This window comes from Acidovorax sp. MR-S7 (assembly GCF_000400995.2).
In the GTDB taxonomy this organism is placed as follows: domain Bacteria; phylum Pseudomonadota; class Gammaproteobacteria; order Burkholderiales; family Burkholderiaceae_C; genus MR-S7.
Genome location: NZ_DF238994.1, coordinates 1 through 17,866, shown reverse-complemented (window position 1 = coordinate 17,866; position 17,866 = coordinate 1). Strand labels below are relative to the sequence as shown.

19 protein-coding genes are annotated in these 17,866 nt (G+C 67.3%); 15 read left to right on the top strand and 4 right to left on the bottom strand.

The annotated features are described in order from the left end of the window. Nucleotides 1-40 precede the first annotated feature (40 nt). From AVS7_RS20960 to AVS7_RS20930, 7 genes are all read left to right on the top strand, one after another. Entirely contained in the window at nt 41-448 is a 408-nt protein-coding gene (locus tag AVS7_RS20960) for a MerR family DNA-binding transcriptional regulator (RefSeq protein ID WP_020230002.1), read from the top strand. A gap of 53 nt (nt 449-501) precedes the next feature. Further along, nucleotides 502-1,692, top strand: a complete 1,191-nt coding sequence (locus tag AVS7_RS20955; RefSeq protein ID WP_024001999.1) for an isovaleryl-CoA dehydrogenase — start codon at nt 502-504, stop codon at nt 1,690-1,692. A gap of 50 nt (nt 1,693-1,742) precedes the next feature. After that, nucleotides 1,743-2,402: a carbonate dehydratase gene (gene can, locus AVS7_RS20950; protein ID WP_020230000.1), complete on the top strand. Its 660-nt coding sequence runs from the start codon at nt 1,743-1,745 to the stop codon at nt 2,400-2,402. Nucleotides 2,403-2,426: 24 nt separating this feature from the next. Beyond that, nucleotides 2,427-4,253 carry a bifunctional isocitrate dehydrogenase kinase/phosphatase gene (gene aceK, locus AVS7_RS20945; protein WP_020229999.1) on the top strand — a complete coding sequence of 609 codons (1,827 nt, stop codon included), beginning with the start codon at nt 2,427-2,429 and terminating at the stop codon, nt 4,251-4,253. Continuing rightward, nucleotides 4,250-5,443 carry an acetyl-CoA C-acyltransferase gene (locus AVS7_RS20940; RefSeq protein ID WP_020229998.1) on the top strand — a complete coding sequence of 398 codons (1,194 nt, stop codon included), beginning with the start codon at nt 4,250-4,252 and terminating at the stop codon, nt 5,441-5,443. Before aceK ends, AVS7_RS20940 begins: the two co-directional genes overlap by 4 nt. A gap of 68 nt (nt 5,444-5,511) precedes the next feature. Continuing rightward, nucleotides 5,512-6,180, top strand: a complete 669-nt coding sequence (locus AVS7_RS20935) for an SDR family oxidoreductase (protein ID WP_020229997.1) — start codon at nt 5,512-5,514, stop codon at nt 6,178-6,180. Between the two features lie 17 nt (nt 6,181-6,197). After that, the gene (locus AVS7_RS20930) at nt 6,198-7,328 is read left to right on the top strand and encodes an acyl-CoA dehydrogenase family protein (protein WP_020229996.1); all 1,131 of its coding nucleotides are present in this window, start codon (nt 6,198-6,200) and stop codon (nt 7,326-7,328) included. Nucleotides 7,329-7,394: 66 nt separating this feature from the next. Here the strand turns inward: AVS7_RS20930 and AVS7_RS20925 are convergent, their stop codons facing one another. Both AVS7_RS20925 and AVS7_RS20920 read right to left on the bottom strand, forming a co-directional pair. Continuing rightward, complete coding sequence (locus tag AVS7_RS20925) at nt 7,395-7,949, bottom strand: hypothetical protein (protein ID WP_020229995.1); 555 nt, start codon at nt 7,947-7,949, stop codon at nt 7,395-7,397. A 7-nt stretch (nt 7,950-7,956) separates the two neighbouring features. Next, nucleotides 7,957-9,003 carry a hypothetical protein gene (locus AVS7_RS20920; RefSeq protein WP_024001998.1) on the bottom strand — a complete coding sequence of 349 codons (1,047 nt, stop codon included), beginning with the start codon at nt 9,001-9,003 and terminating at the stop codon, nt 7,957-7,959. Between the two features lie 193 nt (nt 9,004-9,196). Between AVS7_RS20920 and AVS7_RS20915 the strand changes: the two genes are divergently transcribed. Then, nucleotides 9,197-10,285, top strand: coding sequence for a sensor histidine kinase (locus AVS7_RS20915; protein WP_082176603.1), 1,089 nt, complete (start codon nt 9,197-9,199; stop codon nt 10,283-10,285). Next, the gene (locus AVS7_RS20910; protein ID WP_020229992.1) at nt 10,282-11,061 is read left to right on the top strand and encodes a LytTR family DNA-binding domain-containing protein; all 780 of its coding nucleotides are present in this window, start codon (nt 10,282-10,284) and stop codon (nt 11,059-11,061) included. Before AVS7_RS20915 ends, AVS7_RS20910 begins: the two co-directional genes overlap by 4 nt. A gap of 83 nt (nt 11,062-11,144) precedes the next feature. Here AVS7_RS20910 and AVS7_RS20905 read toward each other — a convergent pair whose 3' ends face one another. Then, nucleotides 11,145-11,900 (bottom strand): sulfite exporter TauE/SafE family protein, encoded by a 756-nt coding sequence (locus tag AVS7_RS20905; RefSeq protein WP_020229991.1) that lies wholly within the window; start codon nt 11,898-11,900, stop codon nt 11,145-11,147. A 91-nt stretch (nt 11,901-11,991) separates the two neighbouring features. On the opposite strand from AVS7_RS20905, the gene AVS7_RS20900 reads away from it, so the two are divergent. Then, on the top strand, nt 11,992-12,948 hold the full coding sequence (locus tag AVS7_RS20900) for a LysR family transcriptional regulator (protein ID WP_020229990.1): 957 nt from the start codon (nt 11,992-11,994) through the stop codon (nt 12,946-12,948). Between the two features lie 9 nt (nt 12,949-12,957). Next, nucleotides 12,958-13,371: a YchJ family protein gene (locus tag AVS7_RS20895; protein WP_020229989.1), complete on the top strand. Its 414-nt coding sequence runs from the start codon at nt 12,958-12,960 to the stop codon at nt 13,369-13,371. A gap of 72 nt (nt 13,372-13,443) precedes the next feature. On the opposite strand, the gene AVS7_RS20890 is transcribed toward AVS7_RS20895, so the two are convergent. Next, a complete protein-coding gene (locus tag AVS7_RS20890) occupies nt 13,444-14,187 on the bottom strand; it encodes a GntR family transcriptional regulator (RefSeq protein ID WP_020229988.1) in 744 nt (247 codons plus the stop codon). A gap of 40 nt (nt 14,188-14,227) precedes the next feature. Here AVS7_RS20890 and AVS7_RS20885 point away from each other — a divergent pair, with 40 nt between their 5' ends. The 4 genes from AVS7_RS20885 to AVS7_RS20870 all read left to right on the top strand — a co-directional run. Then, the gene (locus AVS7_RS20885) at nt 14,228-14,977 is read left to right on the top strand and encodes an enoyl-CoA hydratase/isomerase family protein (RefSeq protein WP_020229987.1); all 750 of its coding nucleotides are present in this window, start codon (nt 14,228-14,230) and stop codon (nt 14,975-14,977) included. Nucleotides 14,978-15,021: 44 nt separating this feature from the next. Further along, complete coding sequence (locus AVS7_RS20880; RefSeq protein ID WP_020229986.1) at nt 15,022-15,984, top strand: tripartite tricarboxylate transporter substrate binding protein; 963 nt, start codon at nt 15,022-15,024, stop codon at nt 15,982-15,984. Beyond that, nucleotides 15,981-17,150, top strand: coding sequence for a CaiB/BaiF CoA-transferase family protein (locus AVS7_RS20875; protein WP_020229985.1), 1,170 nt, complete (start codon nt 15,981-15,983; stop codon nt 17,148-17,150). The genes AVS7_RS20880 and AVS7_RS20875 overlap by 4 nt, the downstream gene beginning before the upstream one ends. Before the next feature lie 27 nt (nt 17,151-17,177). After that, nucleotides 17,178-17,866, top strand: a 689-nt coding sequence (locus AVS7_RS20870) for an AMP-binding protein (RefSeq protein WP_020229984.1), incomplete at its 3' end; no start/stop codon positions are given.

Here is a 17,866-nt window from a genome sequence, read left to right as displayed (position 1 = left end):
CCACGTCAACACGCCTTCCATGTCCTCCCGCTCCGCTCCCATGGCCACCTACTCCATCAGCGACCTCGCCAAAGAGTTCGACCTCACCACGCGCGCCATGCGCTTTTACGAGGACATGGGCCTCCTGCAGCCCGAACGCGCCGGGCCAGGGGGACGCAACCGGGTCTACAGCGCACGCGACCGCACGCGCCTCAAACTCACCTTGCGGGCCAAGCGCCTGGGGCTCTCGCTCACCGAAGCCAAGGAAATCATCGATCTCTACGACAGCCCGAGGGACACGGGTGTGCAGTTGCGCAAGTTCCTGGAAGTGCTGCAGCTTCACCGCAGGCAGCTGGAGTCGCAGATGCGGGACCTGCAGGCCAACCTGGACGAAGTCTGCGAGCATGAGCGGGAAGCACGCGAACTACTGACAAAAATCGAAAGCGCCCATTCAGAAAGTATTGGATAATTGACGTTTACGTAAACGTAAGATCTCTACTTCTATCCTGCCGGAGACAATCCATGAGCATTTCCACCCCGTTGCCAGGCCTGAACTTCCAGTTGGGCGAGGACATCGACGCCCTGCGCGATGCCGTCCGTGAGTTCGCGCAGGCCGAGATCGCCCCGCGCGCGGCGGAGATCGACCGTACCGACCAGTTCCCCATGGACCTGTGGCGCAAGTTCGGCGACCTGGGCGTGCTGGGCATCACCGTGCCCGAGCAATACGGCGGTGCGGACATGGGCTACCTCGCCCACATGGTGGCCATGGAGGAAATCTCGCGCGCAAGCGCCTCCGTGGGGCTGTCTTACGGCGCGCACAGCAACCTGTGCGTGAACCAGATCAACCGCAACGGCAACGAGGTGCAGAAAGCCAAGTACCTGCCCAAGCTCATCAGCGGCGAACACGTGGGCGCGCTGGCGATGAGCGAGCCCGGCGCGGGCTCCGACGTCATCAGCATGAAGCTCAAGGCCGAGGACAAGGGCGGCTACTACCTGCTCAACGGCAACAAGATGTGGATCACCAACGGCCCCGATGCCGACACGCTGGTGGTCTATGCCAAGAGCGAGCCCGAGCTGGGCGCGCGCGGCGTGACGGCCTTCCTGATCGAGAAGGGCATGAAGGGCTTTTCCATCGCCCAGAAGCTCGACAAGCTCGGCATGCGCGGCAGCCATACCGGCGAGCTGGTGTTCGAGAACGTGGAAGTGCCTGCCGAGAACGTGCTGGGTCAGGTCAACGGCGGCGCCAAGGTGCTGATGAGCGGCCTGGACTACGAGCGCGCCGTGCTCACCGGCGGCCCACTGGGCATCATGCAATCGGTCATGGACAACGTGGTCCCCTACATCCACGACCGCAAGCAGTTCGGGCAGAGCATCGGCGAGTTCCAGCTCATCCAGGGCAAGGTGGCCGACATGTACACCGTGCTGCAGGCGGGCCGTTCCTTCGCCTACACGGTAGCCAAGAACCTGGACATGCTGGGCACGGAGCACGTGCGCCAGGTGCGCAAGGACTGCGCCAGCGTCATCCTCTGGTGCGCCGAAAAGGCCACCTGGATGGCTGGCGAGGGCGTACAGATCTACGGCGGCAACGGCTACATCAACGAATACCCGCTGGGCCGCCTCTGGCGCGATGCCAAGCTCTACGAAATCGGTGCCGGCACCAGCGAAATCCGCCGCATGCTGATCGGCCGCGAACTGTTCGCCGAAACCTGCTGACGGCTGCCGCGGCGCCGCTCCTGCTTCCCTCCCCACACAAGGATTGCCTGATGACTACGACCTCCATCGAAGAACTGTTCGTCCACAACCGCGCCTGGGCCGAGCAGATGGAGCGTGAGCGGCCCGGCTTCTTCACCGGCCTGATGTCGCAGCAGAAGCCCCGGTACATGTGGATCGGCTGCTCCGACAGCCGCGTGCCCGCCAACCAGATCACCGGCCTGGAGCCCGGCGAGGTGTTCGTGCACCGCAATGTGGCCAATGTGGTGGGGCCCAGCGACCTGAACTGCCTGTCCACCATCCAGTACGCGGTGGACCAGCTCAAGGTGCAGCACCTGATGGTGGTGGGCCACTACGGCTGCGGCGGCGTGCTGGCGGCGCTGGAGGATGCTCGCATCGGCCTGGCGGACAACTGGATCCGCCACGTGAAGGACGTGCGCGACAAGCACGTCGACTTGCTCAAAACCCTGTCGCCCCAATGGCGCCACGATGCGCTGTGCGAACTCAACGCCATCGAGCAGGTGGTCAACGTGGCGCAGAGCACGGTGCTGCAGGACGCCTGGGCGCGCGGCCAGCAGATCACGCTGCATGGTTGGTGCTACAGCCTCAAGAACGGCCTGATCACCAACCTGCACATGACGGTGCCAGGCGTGGGCGGCCTGGAAGAGGTGCACCAGAAGGCGGTCGAGATGGTCGCCAGCCGCCAGCGCTAGCACCGCGGGCGCGGCAGCCTGGCCATGTTTCCCGAACGGCTCGACGCCCCCCAGGCCCACCACATCGCCAAGGCGATGATGGACGGCTTCAACCGCCATTACCGCCTGTTCCGCGCCGAGTCCGCGCGCGCCAAGCACCGCTTCGAGACGGCCGACTGGCATGGGCAGCAGCGCGCGCAGCGCGAGCGCATCGAGTTCTACGACCTGCGCGTGCGCGAATGCGTGCGCCGGCTCGACAAGGAGTTCAACGCCGGCGCCCTGCCCATGGACGTGTGGCACCAGGTCAAGCTGCACTACATCGGGCTGATGGTGAACCACCTGCAGCCCGAGCTGGCGGAGACCTTCTTCAATTCCGTCACCACCAAGATCCTGCACCGCACGCACTTCCACAACGACTTCATCTTCGTGCGCCCGGCGGTCAGCACCGAATACATCGAAAGCGACGAGCCTGGCGCCCGCCCCACCTACCGCGCCTACTACCCCCAGGGCGAAGACCTGCGCCAGACCGTGGCCCGCATCCTGGAGCACCTGGAGCTGCAGCGCGGCTTCGAGGACCTGGTGCGCGACGCTGCGCACGTGGCGCGGGCGGTGCAGCAGCGCCTGGGACCGGCGAAGCTGCGCACCAACTTCCAGATCCAGGTGCTCGCCAGCCTGTTCTTCCGCAACAAGGGCGCGTACCTCGTGGGCAAGGTCATCAACGGCTACACCGAGCTGCCCTTCGCCCTGCCCATCCTGCACGGCGAGCGCGGCCGGCTCGTGGTCGACGCGGCTCTGTTCGGTGAGCGCGACCTGCAGATGCTGTTCAGCTTCGCGCGCGCCTACTTCATGGTGGACATGGAGATCCCCAGCGCCTACGTGCAGTTCCTGCGCGGTCTCATGCCACACAAGCCGCGCGCGGAGCTCTACACCGCGCTGGGCCTGGCCAAGCAGGGCAAGTCGCTGTTCTACCGCGATTTCCTGCACCACCTGCGCTACTCCAGCGACAAGTTCCGTATCGCCCCCGGCATCAAGGGCATGGTCATGCTGGTGTTCGACCTGCCCAGCTTCCCCTACGTGTTCAAGCTCATCAGGGACCATTTTCCGGCGCCGAAGGACACCACGCGCGAGCAGGTCCAGGCCAAGTACCAGCTCGTCAAGCAGCACGACCGCGTGGGCCGCATGGCCGACACGCTGGAATACAGCCTGGTGGCGTTTCCGCGCAGCCGTTTTTCCGATGAGCTGATCGAGGAGATCCGCAGGCATGCGCCCAGCCAGCTCGAGATCAGCGACCGCGACGGCGACGGCCAGCAGGAGGTCATCATCCGCCACCTCTACATCGAGCGGCGCATGATTCCGCTGAACATCCACCTGCAGGAATGCTTCGACGCGGGCCTGGACAAGCCCGACGCGCGCAGCGCCATGGAGCATGCCGTCACCGAATACGGCAACGCCATCAAGGACCTCGTGGCCGCCAACATCTTCCCCGGCGACATGCTGTGGAAGAACTTCGGCCTCACGCGCAACGGCAAGGTCGTGTTCTACGACTACGACGAGATCGAATACCTCACCGACTGCCACTTCCGCCGGGTACCGCCGCCGCGCAACGAGGAAGAGGAGATGAGCGGCGAGGCCTGGTACAGCGTCGGTCCGCGCGACGTGTTCCCCGAGACCTTCGGCCCCTTCCTGCTCGGCAACGACGCGGTGCGCCAGGTCTTCATGCGCCACCACGCCGACCTGCTCGACGTGGCGTTCTGGCAGTCGCACAAGGAGCGCATCCAGGCAGGCCACGTGTACGACGTGTTCCCCTACGACACCGAGCGGCGCTTCGGCGCCGTCCCTTCTTCATCCATCACTTCAGGAGACTCGACATGAACCCATCCCAGAGCGACCCCATCGTCATCGTCGGCGCAGCGCGCACGCCCATGGGCGCCTTCCAGAGCGACTTCGCCGACCTCGCCGCGCACGACCTGGGCGGCGCCGCCATCCAGGCCGCCGTGCAGCGCGCGGGCGTCAACCCGGAGAAGGTGGACGAAGTGCTGTTCGGCAACTGCCTCATGGCGGGCCAGGGCCAGGCGCCCGCGCGCCAGGCGGGCTTCAAGGGCGGTCTGCCGCGCAGCACCGGCGCCGTGACCCTCTCCAAGATGTGCGGCGCTGGCATGGAAGCCACCATCCTCGCGCACGACCAGCTCGTCGCCGGCAGCCGCGATGTGATGGTCTCCGGCGGCATGGAGAGCATGACCAACGCGCCCTACCTGCTCAAGAAAGGCCGCGGCGGCTACCGCATGGGCCACGACAAGGTGTTCGACCACATGATGCTCGACGGCCTGGAGGACGCCTACGAACCCGGCCGCAGCATGGGCACCTTCGGCGAGGACTGCGCCGCCAAGTACCAGTTCACGCGCGAGCAGCAGAACGCCTTCGCCATCGCCAGCGTGCAGCGCGCGCAGGAGGCCACCCGATCCGGCGCCTTCCAGGCCGAGATCGCGCCCGTCACCGTCAAGACCCGCAAGGGCGACGTCACCGTTTCCCAAGACGAAGGTCCGCTCAAGGCGCGCCTGGACAAGATCGGCAGCCTCAAGCCCGCGTTCAAGAAGGACGGCACCATCACCGCCGCCTCCAGCTCCAGCATCAACGACGGCGCCGCGGCGCTGGTGCTGATGCGCGAGTCCACCGCGAAGGAGCTGGGCTGCAAGCCCCTGGCGAAGATCGTGGGCCACGCCACGCATGCCCAGGCGCCCGAGTGGTTCAGCACCGCGCCCGTGGGCGCCACCGAGAAGCTGCTCAAGAAGATCGGCTGGAGCGTGGCCGACGTGGACCTGTGGGAGATCAACGAAGCCTTCGCCGTCGTGCCCATGGCGCTGATGGCCGAGCTGGACATTCCGCACGAGAAGGTCAACGTCAACGGCGGCGCCTGCGCGCTGGGCCACCCCATCGGCGCCAGCGGCGCGCGCATCCTCGTCACGCTGCTGCACGCGCTGCAGGCGCGCGGCAAGAAGAAGGGCCTGGCCACGCTGTGCATCGGCGGCGGCGAGGCCACGGCGATGGCGATCGAGCTGGTTTGATTGCTATTGTTTAGATAGCTTCTGGCGCTTGCTGCATAAGCGCTGGAAGCCTTTTTTGTGCATAACCCATGACAACCATCCTGGTGATCGGCGCCTCGCGCGGCATCGGCCTCGAATTCGTGCGGCAGTACCGCGAGGCCGGCTGCCACGTCATCGCCACCGTGCGCGACGACGCGGGCCGCGAGCGCGTGCAGGCCCTGGGCGCGCAGGCGCTCACGGTGGACGTGGCCCACCCCGCGAGCGTGAGCGGGCTGGCCTGGATGCTCGACGGCGAGAAGATCGGCGTGGCGCTCTACGTGGCCGGCGTCATCCGCCGCCCCGGCGCGCTCACGCCGCCCACGCGCGAGGACTTCGATGCCGTCATGCACGCCAACGTGCTCGGCGCCATGCAGGCCATCCCGCAGGTCGCGCCGCTGGTGGCCGATGCGCGCGGCGTGTTCGCCTTCCTGTCGTCGTCCATGTCGCAGATCGGCAGCGTGCCGGGCAGCGACTCGTGGCTCTACCGCACGAGCAAGGCCGCGCTCAACATGGCCGTGGCCGCCGCGCAGCACGACTATCCCGGCGCCACGCTGGTGACCATCGACCCCGGCTGGGTGCAGACCGACATGGGCGGCGCCGCCGCGCCGCTCACCGTGCAGGCCAGCGTGCGCGGCATGCGCGAGACGCTCGCGGGCCTCACCCCCGCCGACAAGGGCCGCCTGCTGCACCACGACGGCCGCCGCGCCACCCATTGGTAATACAACAAGGAGACAGCATGCTGCTGACCCAAGACCAGGAAATGATCCGCGACGCCGTGCGCGACTTCGCTCAAGACCAGCTGTGGCCGCATGCCGCGCGCTGGGACAAGGAACACCACTTTCCGAAGGAGGCGCACCAGGGCCTGGCGCAGCTGGGCGCCTACGGCATTTGCGTGCCCGAGCAATACGGCGGCGCCGCGCTCGACTACGTGAGCCTGGCCCTGGTGCTGGAGGAAATCGCCGCGGGCGACGGCGGCACCAGCACAGCGATCAGCGTGACCAACTGCCCGGTCAACGCCATCCTCATGCGCTACGGCAGCGAGGCGCAAAAGCAGCAATGGCTCGCGCCCCTGGCGCGCGGCGAAATGCTCGGCGCCTTCTGCCTCACCGAGCCGCACGTGGGCTCCGACGCATCGGCGCTGCGCACCACGGCCGTGAAACAGGGCGACGCCTATGTGATCAACGGCGTCAAGCAGTTCATCACCAGCGGCAAGAACGGACACGTGGCCATTGTCATCGCCGTGACCGACAAGGGCGCGGGCAAGAAAGGCATGAGCGCTTTCCTCGTGCCCACGAACACGCCCGGCTACGTGGTGGCGCGGCTGGAGGACAAGCTGGGCCAGCACAGCAGCGACACGGCGCAGATCAATTTTGACAACTGCCGCATCCCCTTTGACAACCTCATCGGCGCCGAGGGCGAGGGCTACAAGATCGCGCTGGGCGCTTTGGAAGGCGGGCGCATCGGCATCGCCGCGCAGAGCGTGGGCATGGCGCGCAGCGCCTTCGACTTCGCCGTGCAGTACGCCAAGGAGCGCGAGAGCTTCGGCCAGCCCATCATCAACCACCAGGCCGTGGGTTTTCGCCTGGCCGACTGCGCCACGCAGATCGAGGCCGCGCGCCAGCTCATCTGGCACGCCGCCGCGCTGCGCGATGCGGGCCGCCCGTGCCTGAAGGAAGCGGCGATGGCAAAACTGTTCGCCAGCGAAATGGCCGAGCGCGTGTGCAGCGCCGCCATCCAGACGCTGGGCGGCTACGGCGTGGTGAACGACTTCCCGGTGGAGCGCATCTACCGCGACGTGCGCGTGTGCCAGATCTATGAGGGCACGAGCGACGTGCAGAAGATCATCATTCAGCGCGCGCTGGCCTGATTGCTATGTAAATGAGAGCTGCTGGCGCTTGTATATAAAGCGCTGGCGGCCTATTTCACTCATTAACTACTGCAGCCCCGCCCGCAGGGCCGCAGCCAGATCGGCAGGCAGCGACTGCACTCCTTTGACCACGCCGGGCCCGCCGTTGCGCCAGTGGATGGAGAACTGGCGGTCAGGAGCACCCCCGCCCGGCACGTAGCGGGCGACGTCCACGGCCACCTCCGTGCCGCCTTCGATCAGTGCTGCGGAAGACAGCAGCTTCACCGTCGGCCCCAGCTCCCGCACCGTGAGCACGAGAAGCACGTCCGATCCGGGCGGCACCGCGAATGCCTCGCGGCCAGCCTCCGCGCGGGCCACGGTGGCGTTGGGGAAGCACGTGGCATCGGCAAAAAAGTCCGCAATGCCCCGCGCCGCCGCCGCTTCGCGCTCCGGCACATCCTTTTGGTCAGCCCGCCAGCGGGTCTGCCAGAGCACCATGGCCTTCAGGGCCGATTGCGGCTGGCAGACCGGCGCCTGCCCGGCGGGCGTCGTCGCCACCGTCGTCGTGGCGGCGCACCCGCTCAGCAGTGCCGCGATGGCAATGGCGATGGCGACGGCCGCGCTGCGAAAGAGTGCGCGCATATGTCGCCTACCGCTTGGTGTAGCAGCCCTTGCCCGCGATCGACAGGTCGGCGGCGGACTCCACCGCCTGCGCCGTGGGCAGCACGCTGGGCGTGGTGTCGCCCAGCACGCACAGGTAGGCGCCTTTGCGCGCCCACACGGTGCGGCTGGTCAGGCCCGTGGGCTGGCTCCAGGCGCCCCAGAAGGCCGCCAGCGTGGCCGTGGCGCCGGTGCGGTCGAACGCCACCGTGCCCAGCGCGCCCGCCGGCGAGGTCTGCACGGTGCCGGTGCCCGCGCACTGCGAATTGCTGTACAGCACCATGCCTTGCTCGATGGCGGCGCGGGTGTCGCTCTGCCGGGCGATGCGCCACAGCGTGCGGCCCCAGGTGCCGGGCAAGACCTGCGAGCACAGCGTCATCTCCCAGTCGCCCTCGGGCAGCGCGGCCGCCTGGGTGGCGCAGGCGACCTCGACGGAGGACTGGTTGGCGCTGCCCAGCGTGCCGCTGCCGCTCTTCACCGTGCAGGCCTGGCCGGCGGGCTGTGTCTTCACGGCCACCGCATAGGCCGTGCCTGCCGCCAGCGGCGTGGCGAAGGTGAAGCCGCCGTTGGCCGACACCGCCAAGTCGTCGCCGCCATTGTTCTGCAGCACCAGCCCGCCGCCCGCCGCCAGGCCGCTCACCGTGCCGCCCACGCTGTAGCGGGCTGCGGGCAGGTCGGCGCAGCGCACGGCCACGTCGCCCACGTTGGCCGTGGCCGTGCCGCTGCCTTGCGCCACGGCGCAGGTCTGGCCCTGCGGCTGGGTCTTGACGGTGACGGCATAGGCGCTGCCCGCCGCTATGCGGCCCGCGAAGGTGAAGGTGCCGCTGGCCGCCACGTCCAGATCGGCCGCGCCGTTGTTCTGCAGCACGAGGCGCTTGCCTTGGCCCAGGCCCGTCACGGCGCCGCCCAGCGTGAAGCCGTCGCCGGACGGCGGCGACGTGGCGTCGTCACCGCCGCCGCCGCCGCCGCAGGCGGTCAGCAGGCAGGCCAGGGCCACGGGCAGTACGAAAAAGTAGGGAGCGCGAAGAGGGTGCATGGTTGCTTTCGGAGTAGGAGGATTTACCGAAAAGCATAGGAAGCTTCCCCACGCTTGCGGCCCGCCAAACTGCCAATGGCGGGCCTGCGTCGGCGGGGCGATGGGCATTTCGACGGATGGCTAAAAAAAGCCGACGAACGCCGGGCGGCGAGGGCGGCTGCTGCCTACCATTGGCGAAAGAAAGCAACACCCCATGACGCAACGATCCCCTGCTGAATGCGCCATCCGCCAGGCCCACATCCGATTCGGTTTGGTCTTCTGGGGCGGCGCGTTCCTGGCGTCGGCCGTTCTCTATGTTCTGAAAATCACGGATTTCACGGAAGTTGCCCGGCACGCCATGTACATGGTGGAAAAGTTTCTGCGTTATGGGACCGGGTGGCTTGTCGCCAGCGCTATCTCCTATGCCTTGTTCCGCCTGCACCAGTGGGCGCAGCGCCGCGGGCCGGCGGAAAGTTCGCTGCCGGTTTTCATCGTGGCCGCCTTCCTGATCTCGCTGGCAGCGGCGCCGGTGTGGGCCGCATGGGGCTATGCCACCCAGGCGGCCTACCAGTGGAGCAACTTCATCAACGACACGGCTCTGGGCGCGACCTTGTTCTTTGGCTGGTCTTGCCTGTTCATCAGCCTCCTCTTCAGTTTTGAACTCAATGACCGCCAGCTCCGGCTGGCCGCCGCCCGCGAGGAAGCGCTGTCCGCGCAGATGCGCGCGCTGCGCTACCAGATCAACCCGCACTTCCTGTTCAACACCCTCAACTCCATCGCCGGGCTGATCGAGGAAGGCTCGGCCACGCAGGCCGGGCGCATGGTGCTGTCACTCTCCACGTTCCTGCGCACCACCCTGTCGCTCGACCCCATGCACGACGTGCCCCTGGCCGACGAGCTTGCGCTCCAGCAGGACTACCTCGCCATCGAGCGCGAGCGCTACTGCGACCGCATGGACTTCACCATCGACGCGCCCGCCGAGGCGCTCCAGGCGCTGGTGCCCAGCCTGCTGTTGCAGCCCTTGGTCGAGAACGCCATCAAGCACGGCGTAGGCCCCTCGCTGGCGCACACGCGCATCCGCATCAGCGCCCGGCGGCGCGACGAGCGCCTGTGGCTGGCGGTGGAGAACGACCTGGACGCCAGCGCCCCGCGCCGCTCGGAAGCCGCCGGGTTCGGCATCGGCCTGCGCAACGTGGCCGAGCGCATCCGCGTGCGCTTCGGCGATGCTGGCACCTTGCGCGTCGACACGGGCGACGGCACCCATTTCCGGGCCGAGATCGAACTGCCCTGGAAGGTCGCATGACGCCGCTCAACGTGCTGGTGGTGGACGACGAGCCGCTGGCCCGGCGGCGCGTGGCGCGGCTGCTGCGCGCGCTGCCGTGGGTCGGTGCCATCGAACAGGCGGCTCACGTGCCGCAGGCGCTGGAACGGCTGAAGCGATTCGACGCGCACATCCTGCTGCTGGACATTCAGATGCCCGGCGGCAGCGGGTTCGACCTGCTGGCCCGCCTGCAAGGCCAACCCGAGCCGCCTGTGGCCGTCTTCGTCTCCGCCTTCGACGACCAGGCCCTCCAGGCCTTCGACGCCAGCGCCACCGACTACATCACCAAGCCCATCGAGCCGGGGCGTTTCCAACTCGCGCTGGAGCGCGCCCGCCAGGCGGTGGCCCAGCGCGGCAGCGCGCAGCGGATCGCGGAGCTGCAAGAGGTTGTCGCCAACCTGCGCACGGCAGCACCACAGCCGCGCGGGCTGGCCGAGCTGTGGGTCAAGACCCAGGGCCAGCACGTGCGCATCGCTGCCACCAGCATCACGCGCATCCAGGCCGAGCGCGACTACACGCGCATCCACGCCGATGGCCGTGAATACCTGTACAGCGCGAGCCTGTCGGAGCTGGAACAGCGGCTGCCCGCGCAGGACTTTTTGCGCATCCACCGCAGCACCCTGGTGCGCATCGGCGCGGTCCATCGCCTGGCGGCGGGCGCCTTCTCGTCCCTCGCGCTGGTGCTGGCCGACGGCACGGTGGCGCGGGTGGGGCGCACCTATACGGCAGAGGTGCGGGCGCGGTTGCTGGGGCGGTAGCGATACGCCTTGGTTGTCAGGCCGCTTGTGTTTTGATAGCTGCTTGCGCTTGCTGGATAAGCGCTGGAGGCATATTAATGCAGTCATCCCAGCAGCCGCGGCAGCGCCGACGCCAGCATCGCTACGCCCGAGGCCGTCAGCAGCCCCAGCACGATCTGCCGGAACCGCGCCTCGCTGATGCCGATGTACAGCCGCGCGCCCAGCAGCGTCGGCACCAGCATGGCGGGCGCGACCACGGCGAAGAGGGGCAGCATCTCGCGCGTGACCACGCCGGTGGCGAGGTAGGTGCCCATGGTCACGGCCAGCATGGCCAGGTTGAAGTTCTGGATGACGGCGCGCTGCGTGTCCTTCTCATAGCCGCGCAGCGTGCACCACAGCGTGGGCACCACGCCCGTGAAGCCGCCGATGCCGCCCATCACGCCGCCCACCAGGCCCGCCGCGCCGTCACCCAGGCGTCCCAGCCGCTCGCCTGCGGCGATGCGCGGCAGGTGCTTCGACAGCAGCATGGCGGGGCAGAACAGCACCAGCAGCGTGCCCAGGATGGCCTTGAACCACAGCATGTCCAGGTGCGGCAGCAGCAGCACGCCCAGCGGGATGCCTGCCAGGCCCCCGGCGATGAAGGGCAGCAGGCGCCGCCAGTCCCAGCCGCGCCGCATGGCCGCTGCCGCCAGCGTCTGCCCGACCAGCGCGCCGAACACCGTGAGCGCGGCCGCCAGGCGCGGCTCCAGCGCCCAGGCCCAGAACGACATGGCCACCATGCCGAAGGCAAAGCCCGACAGCCCCTGCACGAAGCCCGCCACGGCGGCACCCAGGGCCACCACGAGAAACACCGAATCCATTGTCGTCCTCCCATGTGTCGTCGTGCGGATTCTTGCGGGCATGGAATAAGCTGCGAATCGCATCTTTCTATCAAGCCATATTTTTTTGCTTATGTCTTCCGCGCCACCCCTGGCCCACCGGCTCGGCACACGCCTGCGCATGAAGCACCTGCTGCTGCTCCAGGCCATCGGCGCGCACGGCACGCTCACGCGCGTGGCCGAGCACATGGCCACCAGCCAGCCGGCCGTCACGCAGGCACTGGCGGACCTGGAGGCCCTGTTCGGCGCGCCCCTGTTCACACGCTCGCCGCGCGGCATGGAGCCCACCGCGCTAGGGCGCCTGGTGCTGGCCCGCGCACAGACCATGCTGGCCGACCTGGGCCACTGGGCGCAGGACATCGAGGCCGCGGGCCACGGCCGCGCAGCGCACCTGCACGTGGGCGCCATCCCCTTCCTGCCCGGCCGCCTGCTGGCGCGCGCCATCGACCGCACGCGGCCCGCGGGCCAGCGCATCACGGTGACGCTGCACGAGGACACCAGCGACCGTCTGCTGGCGCGCCTGCGCGCGCACGAGCTGGACTGTGTGATCGGCCGGGCCTCCGCCATCCTCGACATGGCGGGCCTGCGGCACGAGGTGCTCTACGCGCAGGAGCCGCGCCTGATCGCGCACCGGCGCCTGGCCGCGCGCCTGGCGCGCCGGCCGCTCGCTTGGGCCGAGCTGGCCGGCCTGGAGTGGGTGATGGGCGCGCGCCAGACGCCGATGCGCGAGCAGATCACCGACTTCTTCCTGCGCGCCGGCGTGGCGCCGCCCGCGCCCTTCGTCGAGAGCCTGTCGGTCAAGGTGATCGGCGAGCTGGTGGCCGCCAACGAGCGGGCCGTCTCCATCGTGCCGGCCGACGTGGCGCAGGAGCTGGTGCGCATCGCCGGCGTGGCCATCGTGCGCCACCGCTTCGGCTGGACACTGCCGCCCATCACGCTGTTCCAGCGCGCGGCCGGCGCGCAGCACGAGGAGCAGCGCCTGTTCGCGCAGGCGCTGCGCGCGGTGAGCGCGGAGATGGCTGCTGCCTAGAATCGCGCGATGTCTTCTGTCTCCTCCGCCTGCCCCTGCGGCCGCACCCGTTCCCCGAGCCGGCCGCTGCCCTATGCGCAGTGCTGCGGCCGCTACATCGGCGACTTCGCCGGTTGCCCCGCACCCGATGCCGAGAGCCTCATGCGCTCGCGCTACACCGCTTTCACGCGCGAGGACGCGGCCTACCTGCTGGCCACTTGGCACCCCAGCCACCGCCCCTCCACGCTGGACTTCGACGCGGGCGCGAAGTGGCTGGGGCTGGAGGTGCGCACGCACCGCGCGACAGGGCCCGATGCGGCCGAGGTGGAGTTCGTCGCGCGCTGGCGCGTGGCGGGGCGGGCGGTGCGGCTGCACGAGCGCAGCCGCTTCGTGCGCGAAGAGGGGCGCTGGTACTACCTGATGCCTTGCGCCACCGATGCGTAGAAAGCCGTGGCGGCTTCTGTGGCGCGCTTTATTGCAGAGAGGGCAGGGCTAGAAAAAAGAGCGCGGCATCGACTACAGGCCGCTTTCGTCCTTGCCTGCGCGCTTGCGGCGGTGGTTCGGGCTGTAGGCCGCCGGTGGGGGCGAGCGAAGAATCATGTCCGCAAATACCCGCCCGCCCGCAGAGATGTGGTCGCGCATGGCTTCGGCCGCTGCCTCGCTGTCGCCGAGCAAAATGGCTTTCACGACGGCCTCATGCTCTGCGTGTGAGCCTGCAAGCCGTTTGGCCGTTTCGAACAGCTTTCCTCGGTAGGGAGCAATGCGCAGCCTGACCTGGCGCGTCTGCTCCACGATGAATGCATTGCCGCTGGCCTCGTAGATCACGTCATGCAGCAGCACATTGGCGCGCTCGTAGCCGACCGAATCCCCTGACTCGGCGCAACGGGCGGTCTGCTCCAGAGCGCGTGCCAGACGTTCCTTCTGGCCCACGTTGATGCGATGGGCTGCCAGGCGTGCCAGCACGCCCTCCAGTTCGGCCAGCCCTTCCATCATCGCCACCAGTTCGCGGGCATCGAGATGCCGCACATAGATCCCGGCGCGAGGCCGAATGCTCACCATCCCTTTGGCGGCCAGCAGCAGCAATGCTTCGCGCACGGGCGTGCGCGAAGTGGTGAACCGTGCGCACAGGGCCTGCTCATTGATGGCCATGCCTGGCTGCAGCCGGCCGCTGCGCAAGTCGTCTTCAAGCGCCAGCCGGATGCGGTCCTGGAGGCTTTGCGCTCCTAGGGTTTGTGCCGATTCGGACGAAATCTGGTTCATTTTCTAATTGAAGATATATCTATGAATTCAATTGGTACATATGCAGCCCGGCCTCGAACTCTCTGACCATATCGCTACGATCACGCTGCGGCGGCCTTCTGCAGCCAACAAGTTATCCCCTGAAGACCTGCCAGCCCTCATTGCGCACATCGATCGTATCAACCAGGCGGACGACATCCGCGTCGTGGTTCTGCGTAGCGAGGGAAAGTACTTTTGCAGTGGATATGATATATCAGAGGTGGGAAACAGCCAGAACAAAGGCAGCAGCTTTGGCGAGATGGTCGATGCCATCGAGCACTGCAGGGCCGTGACCATCGCGGTCGTGCAAGGAGGGGTCTATGGCGGCGCGACCGACATGGCCTTGGCATGTGATTTCCGGGTAGGCAGCACCGATGCGGAGATGTTCATGCCCGCTGCGCGGCTGGGCCTCCATTTCTACCAGGCAGGCCTTGAGCGCTACGTGCACCGGCTTGGACTGGACGTGGCCAAGCGTCTTTTCTTGACCTGTGAGCGCCTGACGGCCATGGAGATGAAGGGCTGCGGCTTCTTCACTCACCTCGCCACGCCGCAGGAGCTGCAGGCCAAGGTGGATGAACTGACGGCCACCTTGAGTGCCATGGCTCCCCTGCCGCTCTTTGGCATGAAGAAGCATTTGAACCTGATTGCCCGCGGCCTGCAGGACTCCGAGGCAATTGCCCGCGATGTGCTCCGTACGGTCCAGTCGGAGGACCTGCAAGAGGGCGGCGCGGCTTGGCGCGAGAAACGCCCGCCCGCCTTCAAGGGCCGCTGACCGGACAACCGTTTTCCCTACACCAACATACAGGAGACAAAGCCATGTTCAAGAAAACCCTCGTGGCTGCGCTGGCAGCCGCATCGTGCACCGTTGCCCTGGCGCAGGGCTACCCCTCGCGGCCGATCACGCTGGTGGTGGGCTTTCCGCCGGGCGGTGGCGCGGATGCCGTGGCGCGCATCGTCACAGACAAGCTGGGCAAGGTGCTGGGGCAGCCCGTCGTCGTGGACAACAAGCCAGGGGCGGGGACGACGCTGGCTTCGGACATCGTGGCGCGCGCGCCTGCGGACGGATACACCTTGCTGCTCGGCAGCGCGAACCTGTATGGTTCCGACCAACTGCTCTACAAGAGCGCGAAATACGATGGCGTGAAAGACTTCACGCCCATCTCCCGCTGGTCCGTGTCTCCCATGCTGCTGGCCGTTCGACAGGGTTTTCCTGAGCAATCGGTACAAGGCCTGATCGATCTGGCACGCAAGACACCGGGCAAGTTGACGTACTCCTCGTCGGGGACGGGCGTCATCACCCATCTGGCGGGACTTTCGTTTACGCAGGCCACGGCCATCGACATGCTGCACGTTCCGTACAAAGGTGGGGCACCGTCCTTGCAGGCCGTCGGAGCAGGAGACGTGGACATGACGTTTGGCTCGCCTCCGTCGGTATTGCCTCTGGCACAGGCCAACAAGCTGCGCATGCTGGCCGTCACGACGGCTGAGCGCTCCCCCTTGTTTCCTGATTTGCCGGGCATGAGGGAGTCGGGTGTCAAGGACTACGACTTCACGCTCTGGTTCGGCCTGTTCGGCCCGGCCGGCTTGCCTGCCGATGTGTCCAAGAAGCTCTTCGATGCCAGCGTGCAAGTGCTGGGCGATCCGGAAGTCAAGGCCAGGCTGGAGAAGCAGGGCAACCTGGCTGTGCCGTCCGCATCCCAGCAGGAGTTCAAGGACTGGGCATTGAAGGAGGGGAAGGCATCGAAGGCGCTGACGGAGCGTTCTGGAGCCGGGCTGTGAACGAATTGCCGCTGCATGGCATCACGGTCGTGGACCTCACCCGCGTGCTGGCAGGGCCTTTCTGCACGCAGACATTGGGGGACATGGGGGCCCGGATCATCAAGGTGGAGCAGCCGGGAGTGGGAGATGATGCGCGTGCCATTGGTCCTTTCTTGGGAGACGCTTCGGCCTACTTCATGTCGGTCAACCGGAACAAGGAATCCATCGCATTGGATTTAAAGGCCGAGGGCGACCGTGCAGTCTTCGAGCGTCTGCTGGAGCGTGCGGACGTGCTGGTGGAGAACTACCGGCCGGGAACCATGGAGAAGCTGGGATATGGCTGGGAGCAGCTGCAGGCGCGATACCCGCGCCTTGTCATGGTGTCTATCTCCGGTTTCGGCCAGACGGGCCCCTACCGCTCGCAGCCGGCCTATGACATGGTGGTGCAGGCCATGAGCGGCATGATGAGTGTGACGGGGCATCCCGACGCAGGTCCTTGCCGTGTCGGTGTCTCCATCGGCGACCTCGGGGCCGGGCTCTATGCGGTGGTCGGAACGCAGTCGGCCCTGTTGCGCCGGGCCCGCACGGGCAAAGGCGAGCGGGTGGATGTGTCCATGCTCGATTGCCAGGTGGCTCTGCTGGAAAACGCGGTTGCGCGCTATGGCGCGACAGGCAGCGTCCCCGGGCCCATCGGCTCGCGCCATCCATCGATGACGCCTTTCGACGTCTATGCCGCAGAGGACGGCTATCTGGTGATCGCCGTTGGCAACGATGGATTGTTCAAGCGGTTGTGCGAACTGCTGGGCCTTCCTGGCCTGGTGGACGACGATCGTTTCAGGACCAACGCGTCGCGCTGCGCGCATGAAGCTGCGCTCAAGCGCATGTTGGAAGACAAACTGCGTGGGCACTCTCGCGCACATTGGCTCAAGCTGCTGCAGGACAACGGAATCCCGACGGGGGAGTACCACTCGGTTTCAGAAGTGGTGGAGCACCCGCAGATCCAGGCGAGAGGCATGCTGGCCGAGGTTCTCACGCCCAGCGGGGAGTCGCTCGGCGTGGCGGGCAATCCGCTGATGGCGGGCGGGGGCAAGCAAGTCGTCCGGCGGCAGCCGCCAGCACTGGACGGCGACCGGATGCGGATCCTGGAGGAACTGGGACTCGCGCATGCGCCAGGCGAAGGCGATTGATGTTCAGCTATCGAAGGTGAGATCCACATGTCCAGCAACAACCTTTTTTCCGCGCTGCGCGCCGCCTTCCCCCGCGACCTGGAGCAGATCGCCGTCGAAACCACCTCGGCCGCAGGCGAGCCGCTGCGCTACACCTGGCGCGACCTGGACCGCGCGAGCAGCCAAATCGCCAACCTGCTGACCTCGCTGAAGCTGCCCGAGGGCAGCCGCGTGGCCGTGCAGGTGGACAAATCCGTCGAGGCCATGCTGCTGTACCTCGGCGCGCTGCGCGCGGGCTACGTGTTCCTGCCGCTCAACACCGCCTACCAGAGCGCCGAAATCGAATACTTCGTGGGCAACGCCGAGCCCGCCGTCGTCGTGTGCACGCCCGCCAACTTCGGCTGGGTCTCCAAGATCGCCTTCACCGCCGGCACGCAGCACGTCTTCACGCTGGGCGACGACCGCACCGGCAGCCTGCTGGAGCGCGCCGCGCACCATGGCGACGAACACACGCCCGTGGCGCGCACGGCCGACGACCTCGCCGCCATCCTCTACACCAGCGGCACCACCGGCCGCAGCAAAGGCGCGATGCTCACCCACGGCAACCTGCTGTCGAACGCGCAGGTGCTCCAGGACTACTGGGGCTGGAAGCCCGGCGACGTGCTCATCCACGCGCTGCCCATCTTCCACGTGCACGGCCTGTTCGTGGCCATCCACGGCGCGCTCATCAACGGCAG

What these genes read in the sequence shown, in the direction of transcription:
- AVS7_RS20960 (WP_020230002.1), top strand. Translation starts at nt 41, where the DNA reads ATGGCCACCTACTCCATCAGCGACCTCGCCAAAGAGTTCGACCTCACC.
- AVS7_RS20955 (WP_024001999.1), top strand. Translation starts at nt 502, where the DNA reads ATGAGCATTTCCACCCCGTTGCCAGGCCTGAACTTCCAGTTGGGCGAG.
- can (WP_020230000.1), top strand. Translation starts at nt 1,743, where the DNA reads ATGACTACGACCTCCATCGAAGAACTGTTCGTCCACAACCGCGCCTGG.
- aceK (WP_020229999.1), top strand. Translation starts at nt 2,427, where the DNA reads ATGTTTCCCGAACGGCTCGACGCCCCCCAGGCCCACCACATCGCCAAG.
- AVS7_RS20940 (WP_020229998.1), top strand. Translation starts at nt 4,250, where the DNA reads ATGAACCCATCCCAGAGCGACCCCATCGTCATCGTCGGCGCAGCGCGC.
- AVS7_RS20935 (WP_020229997.1), top strand. Translation starts at nt 5,512, where the DNA reads ATGACAACCATCCTGGTGATCGGCGCCTCGCGCGGCATCGGCCTCGAA.
- AVS7_RS20930 (WP_020229996.1), top strand. Translation starts at nt 6,198, where the DNA reads ATGCTGCTGACCCAAGACCAGGAAATGATCCGCGACGCCGTGCGCGAC.
- AVS7_RS20925 (WP_020229995.1), bottom strand. Translation starts at nt 7,949, where the DNA reads ATGCGCGCACTCTTTCGCAGCGCGGCCGTCGCCATCGCCATTGCCATC.
- AVS7_RS20920 (WP_024001998.1), bottom strand. Translation starts at nt 9,003, where the DNA reads ATGCACCCTCTTCGCGCTCCCTACTTTTTCGTACTGCCCGTGGCCCTG.
- AVS7_RS20915 (WP_082176603.1), top strand. Translation starts at nt 9,197, where the DNA reads ATGACGCAACGATCCCCTGCTGAATGCGCCATCCGCCAGGCCCACATC.
- AVS7_RS20910 (WP_020229992.1), top strand. Translation starts at nt 10,282, where the DNA reads ATGACGCCGCTCAACGTGCTGGTGGTGGACGACGAGCCGCTGGCCCGG.
- AVS7_RS20905 (WP_020229991.1), bottom strand. Translation starts at nt 11,900, where the DNA reads ATGGATTCGGTGTTTCTCGTGGTGGCCCTGGGTGCCGCCGTGGCGGGC.
- AVS7_RS20900 (WP_020229990.1), top strand. Translation starts at nt 11,992, where the DNA reads ATGTCTTCCGCGCCACCCCTGGCCCACCGGCTCGGCACACGCCTGCGC.
- AVS7_RS20895 (WP_020229989.1), top strand. Translation starts at nt 12,958, where the DNA reads ATGTCTTCTGTCTCCTCCGCCTGCCCCTGCGGCCGCACCCGTTCCCCG.
- AVS7_RS20890 (WP_020229988.1), bottom strand. Translation starts at nt 14,187, where the DNA reads ATGAACCAGATTTCGTCCGAATCGGCACAAACCCTAGGAGCGCAAAGC.
- AVS7_RS20885 (WP_020229987.1), top strand. Translation starts at nt 14,228, where the DNA reads ATGCAGCCCGGCCTCGAACTCTCTGACCATATCGCTACGATCACGCTG.
- AVS7_RS20880 (WP_020229986.1), top strand. Translation starts at nt 15,022, where the DNA reads ATGTTCAAGAAAACCCTCGTGGCTGCGCTGGCAGCCGCATCGTGCACC.